Annotated in this window: 2 protein-coding genes, 1 tRNA gene and 2 pseudogenes; 3 read left to right on the top strand and 2 right to left on the bottom strand. The window is 50.4% G+C overall.

Going from position 1 to position 4,493, the window contains the following annotated elements; all coding sequences use genetic code 11:
• Nucleotides 1-138 precede the first annotated feature (138 nt).
• From QZ506_RS06835 to QZ506_RS06825, 3 genes and pseudogenes are all read left to right on the top strand, one after another.
• A pseudogene (locus tag QZ506_RS06835) lies at nucleotides 139-1,078 on the top strand (3'-5' exonuclease); the annotation flags it as partial.
• Nucleotides 1,079-1,144: 66 nt separating this feature from the next.
• Complete coding sequence (locus QZ506_RS06830) at nucleotides 1,145-2,710, top strand: TraI domain-containing protein (RefSeq protein WP_291969988.1); 1,566 nt, start codon at nucleotides 1,145-1,147, stop codon at nucleotides 2,708-2,710.
• A 132-nt stretch (nucleotides 2,711-2,842) separates the two neighbouring features.
• Nucleotides 2,843-3,844, top strand: a complete 1,002-nt coding sequence (locus QZ506_RS06825; protein WP_291969986.1) for a site-specific integrase — start codon at nucleotides 2,843-2,845, stop codon at nucleotides 3,842-3,844.
• A gap of 182 nt (nucleotides 3,845-4,026) precedes the next feature.
• Here QZ506_RS06825 and QZ506_RS06820 read toward each other — a convergent pair.
• Nucleotides 4,027-4,102: transfer RNA gene (locus tag QZ506_RS06820), tRNA-Phe, on the bottom strand.
• A 130-nt stretch (nucleotides 4,103-4,232) separates the two neighbouring features.
• Nucleotides 4,233-4,355, bottom strand: a pseudogene (locus QZ506_RS06815) (transcriptional regulator); the annotation flags it as partial.
• Between the last annotated feature and the right edge of the window lie 138 nt (nucleotides 4,356-4,493).

Here is a 4,493-nt window from a genome sequence, read left to right as displayed (position 1 = left end):
GCGCTGCTTGAGGGCCTTGTTATAAGAGGGCCAGTTGGTGATTTTAACATTTTGTTTTGCCATGGAGACCTGATTTTGAAACAACTGTGGTGATCTGCTCCGATGATTACCCAAAAGTTCTATTTATTCAACAAAGCCCCTGACCTGTCTAAACGCTGGGACACCATCCTCTTTGATGAGGCGCAGGACGCCAACCCCGTGACCAGTGCGTTTGTTCTAAATCAGCCCTGCCGGGTCATTCTGGTCGGCGACCGTTACCAGCAGATTTACTGGTTTCGCGGGGCGGATAACGCGCTCAATGCCCGCCAGCTGGCGCAGGCGGACCGGTTATGGTTGACGGCGAGTTTTCGTTTCGGCCCTGAGGTCGCGCGTATGGCCAATATCCTGCTGGAGCGTGCCGGAGAAGAAAAGCGGGTGACGGGTAACGGGGGGGCAGGACGCCGTCGTCAGCAGCATCCCGGATGAGGCTGAGCACGTAGCTGTACTGAGCCGGACGGTGTCCGGCGTGATTGGCAGCGCCTTGACGGCAAGCCTCATGGGGAAAAGAGTCTTCTGGGTCGGGGGGATTGAAGGCTACAAAACGGAGGAGCTGGAAGACCTGTACTGGTTCTCCGCCGATATGCCTGAAAAGACGCAGTCCCCGCGCCTGAGCCGGGACTACCGGGATTTCGATGAATACTGCTCGATAGCAAAGGCCACCCAGGACGTGGAGATGAATCAGGCTATTCGCCTGCTCGATGACTTTTTCCCGCTCCCTCAAAAGCTGGCCATTATGCGCCGCCAGGTCGTCACCCATGAAAAAGACGCTCAGGTCACGGTTTCAACCGCACACCGCAGCAAAGGGCTGGAATGGCCGGTGGTGAAGCTGAGTGAGGATTTTACTGACATTACGGACCCGCTCCTCTCGCAGGAAGAGCTACAGGATGAGACTAACCTGCTGTATGTGGCTGTCACCCGGGCAAGAGAGACGCTTGTGCTTAACGAGCTGATGCGCTGGCTCAGCGAAGCCGGTGAGGGCGATAAAGAGAACGATGCAGATATGCCTGGCGACACGGGAGAAACTTCCTGGACTGAATAACTGGTTTTTTATGGTGTGGCGCAGGGAGGGTCATAACACTGAGCAGCCCTGTACCAGGAGAACATCATGCTCAGCAAAATCCGGACCCTGAGGTCTCTGTTTTCAAAAGGCGAACCAGAAGCAGTACATCATATATCCCCAGTCACGCCTGTCGGCTACCACGCCCCGCGTGGGGCCGGTATGTTGTGTGCCACCCCGCTACGAAAAACCTGCCTGCAGCAGATATGGGAGAACTGCTCTCTGCCCGCAGACCTGTATCAGCGTCTCTATTTAGCGCCTCTTAATAGTTTATTAGCCAGGGTACAGAATGTGCCGGCCACGCAGCAGGGAAGGTGGTCGCAGTCAGACGGCTTCGGCGACCTTACGCTGCAGTTCACAACCTGTGCGGTCAGGCTGGCAAAAGGGTACATGTTTCCGCCCGGCGCGGCACCGGAAGAGCAGGCAGCGCAAAATGTGATGTGGAATGTAGTGATTTTCTGGTCGGCGCTGTTCTGGCACCTGCCTCTTCTTGCGACTCTGGAGGGGGAGTTGCTTGACGGTAAAAGCTGGCTTCCGGGAATGACCGTTCCGGACTCACCTTATCGTTTCCGGTTCCGGGAGGCTGAGAACGCATCAGCGTTTGCTGCCCTTGCCGCCGGACAACTTATACCGGCAGAGGCGACGGGCTGGCTGGCAGAGAATCCAGAGGCACTGGGCAACCTTGCCGGCGCACTCTGGAATCAGCATCCGGGCATGCCATTGATACGAAGCCTGATGAAGCAGGCTGCAGAGAAAACAGATTCTCCTCTGATGGAGTCGAAGACTGACGAAGTATTAAATACCTTAGCAGGTGGACTACTTGGAAATAAAACCACTGTTCAGACGATACACACTTCGAATTTATCCCCGGACATTTCTTCTCAACAATCAGATCCGAATACGGCGGAAGCTTTAGCGGCTCCGGCAGGTTTTGCTCTTACATCAAGTGTTGAGCCTGCCTCTCAAACTGACAGTCTTTTGTCAGAGGACCTTAGCAATCCTGAAACAGAAAATCCTGCCGATGAAATGGAATTGAGTTCCGGCACGATAATGACTGCAGTCGCAGACGATACTGACGCGCTTTTGTCTCTGTTTGAAGTACCTCAAAACATTGCAATAGGCGGAAATAACAATGAGGCCTCACCTGAGGAGCCGCTCACTGAAAATGAAAAAATAGTTCTATCATACCACATTGAAAATAATGAATTTTCTGAAAACACAGACAATCTTTCCAGTAAGGGAAAATCAGATAATTCTGCGGTTGCAATTGTTAACAAACGTGATGAAAGATTACATTCCGCATCCAGGGCAGTCAGCGGTACTGAAGAAGTGGAAGGAGCGCGTTTTTTTGACTGGCTTGGGGAAGGGATCAACCGGGGAGAGATTAGTTTTAATGGTAAAGATGACAAAGTCCACGTTATTGCCGGTTACGTCTTTTTACCCGTCCCCGGCATTTTTTTTGACTACCTCAAGGCCACCGGCTCCGCAGATAATCGGGAGAAAGTTCAGGCGTCTTTTGAGCAACTTAATTTACATAAACGTCGGGATAACAGGAGGTTTTACTTTGCTCAGTTGTTCGATACCCCGATAAATCAGGCAAGTTTAAACGGATGAAAGGCTATCTGGTTAAAAGCAGACAGGTATTCAGAAAGACAATCCCTCAGGACAGTCAGTTTCTTTTGTTTCCCTGACCGTAATCGTGGTCTGACATCTGGTGCGTATCTGTAACTATGGGAGGAATGGAAAATGAACGAAATGAACACTGACTGGCTATGGAAAGAACTGCTGGATGAATATTTTTTCTGTAAGTCGCTACGTGAAGATACAGAATGGAGTTATCAGAAAGTGGTTCGCGGTTTCAGAAAACATATTGGGGAAGCGCGACCACCCTACAGCATAACCAGTCGTGAAGTGCTTGAGTGGCGAAGACACGTCCTGAAAAAACAAGGGCTGTCAGCACATACCTGGAATAACAAGGTCACTCATATGTGCGCACTCTATAATTTTGCCATTACTTCTCAACTAACGGACTTAACAAAAAATCCTTTCAACGGTGTTTCGGTTAAACACGATAAGAAAAGAAAAAAGACGCTCACCAAGAATCAGATGACAAAGATCTGGCTGACCATGCAGCAGTTTTCATCTGAACAAATGACCCAATCAAAATGTGCATTAAGGCCAGTGTGGTACTGGCTGGCAGTTCTGGACACGCTGCGTTATACAGGGATGCGCCAGAATCAATTGCTGCACATTCGTCTGAAAGACGTCTGTCTTGAAGATGGCTGGATTGAGCTGAGAACAGAAGGCAGCAAAACCTACCGTGAGTGGCGGGTTCCCGTTGTCAGCCATTTACGTCCGCGACTGGAGGGATTGCTGCAACGTGCAAGAGATTGCGGTGCCGGCAACAATGATGCGCTGTTTCATTATGAGAGGTTTATATCTTCGCCTGCTGACAGGGCATCTCTTTCTCAAAAACCCTCGCTGCAGCCATTACGTTCGTTTTTCCGACGTCTTTCAAAAGAGTGCGGATTTGACATTTCACCCCATCGGTTCAGGCATACGCTTGCCACAACACTGATGAGTTCCCCTGAACGAAACCTGCAACTGGTTAAGGGATTGCTGGGGCATCGTAATGTGAGCACAACAATGGAATACGTTGATATCAGTATGGATATTGTCAGTAAGGCGCTGGAGAAAGAAATGGCGCTTTACACCGATAAGGCTGAAGAGATGTTTTACAATGGTTGACATTCAGTCACGTCATTGTAATTATTCACGGTGATCGAGAAAAGGGAGGCTGCTGCTAACAGGCTCCCTAATCGAGAGGGTAACTTCTTGATGTATGCTGATGTGAGGATCAACATCAACAAGTACCACTCCCGTTAAACGCCCGTCAGTTTTCTCACCTCTGACCAGCGTACTTCGAATAGTGGTGCCCGGAGGCGGAATCGAACCACCGACACGGGGATTTTCAATCCACTGCTCTACCGACTGAGCTATCCGGGCAACGTGGCGCATTAGACCGTATTGGCCGCTTGCCGTCAACGGGTTTGTGCAGGAAAAGCACCAAAACCACGTTGATTGCCGACTTTTCAGTCAGGATGACGCATTTCTCAGCGTTGTGACCCCGGTTCTATCAGGTCAGTGCACCGTTTTTGCGGCATAGTGCAAAACGCAATACATCCTCCGCTAGACGGCGGGCGGTTGCAATGTCATCAGCGTGGTGTTTTACCATCAATCGACTCAGGCAACCTTCGAGGGGCTTTGTTGAATAAATAGAACTTTTGGGTAATCATCGGAGCAGATCACCACAGTTGTTTCAAAATCAGGTCTCCATGGCAAAACAAAATGTTAAAATCACCAACTGGCCCTCTTATAACAAGGCCCTCAAGCAGCG

Origin of the sequence: Candidatus Symbiopectobacterium sp. (assembly GCF_020054415.1) — a bacterium.
In the GTDB taxonomy this organism is placed as follows: domain Bacteria; phylum Pseudomonadota; class Gammaproteobacteria; order Enterobacterales; family Enterobacteriaceae; genus Symbiopectobacterium.
The sequence above is the reverse complement of the archived record's forward strand: the minus strand, read 5'-3'. Positions and strand labels throughout refer to the sequence as shown.

Coding starts and splice junctions, on each gene's coding strand:
- QZ506_RS06825 (WP_291969986.1), top strand. CDS start 2,843: ATGAACGAAATGAACACTGACTGGCTATGGAAAGAACTGCTGGATGAA.
- QZ506_RS06830 (WP_291969988.1), top strand. CDS start 1,145: ATGCTCAGCAAAATCCGGACCCTGAGGTCTCTGTTTTCAAAAGGCGAA.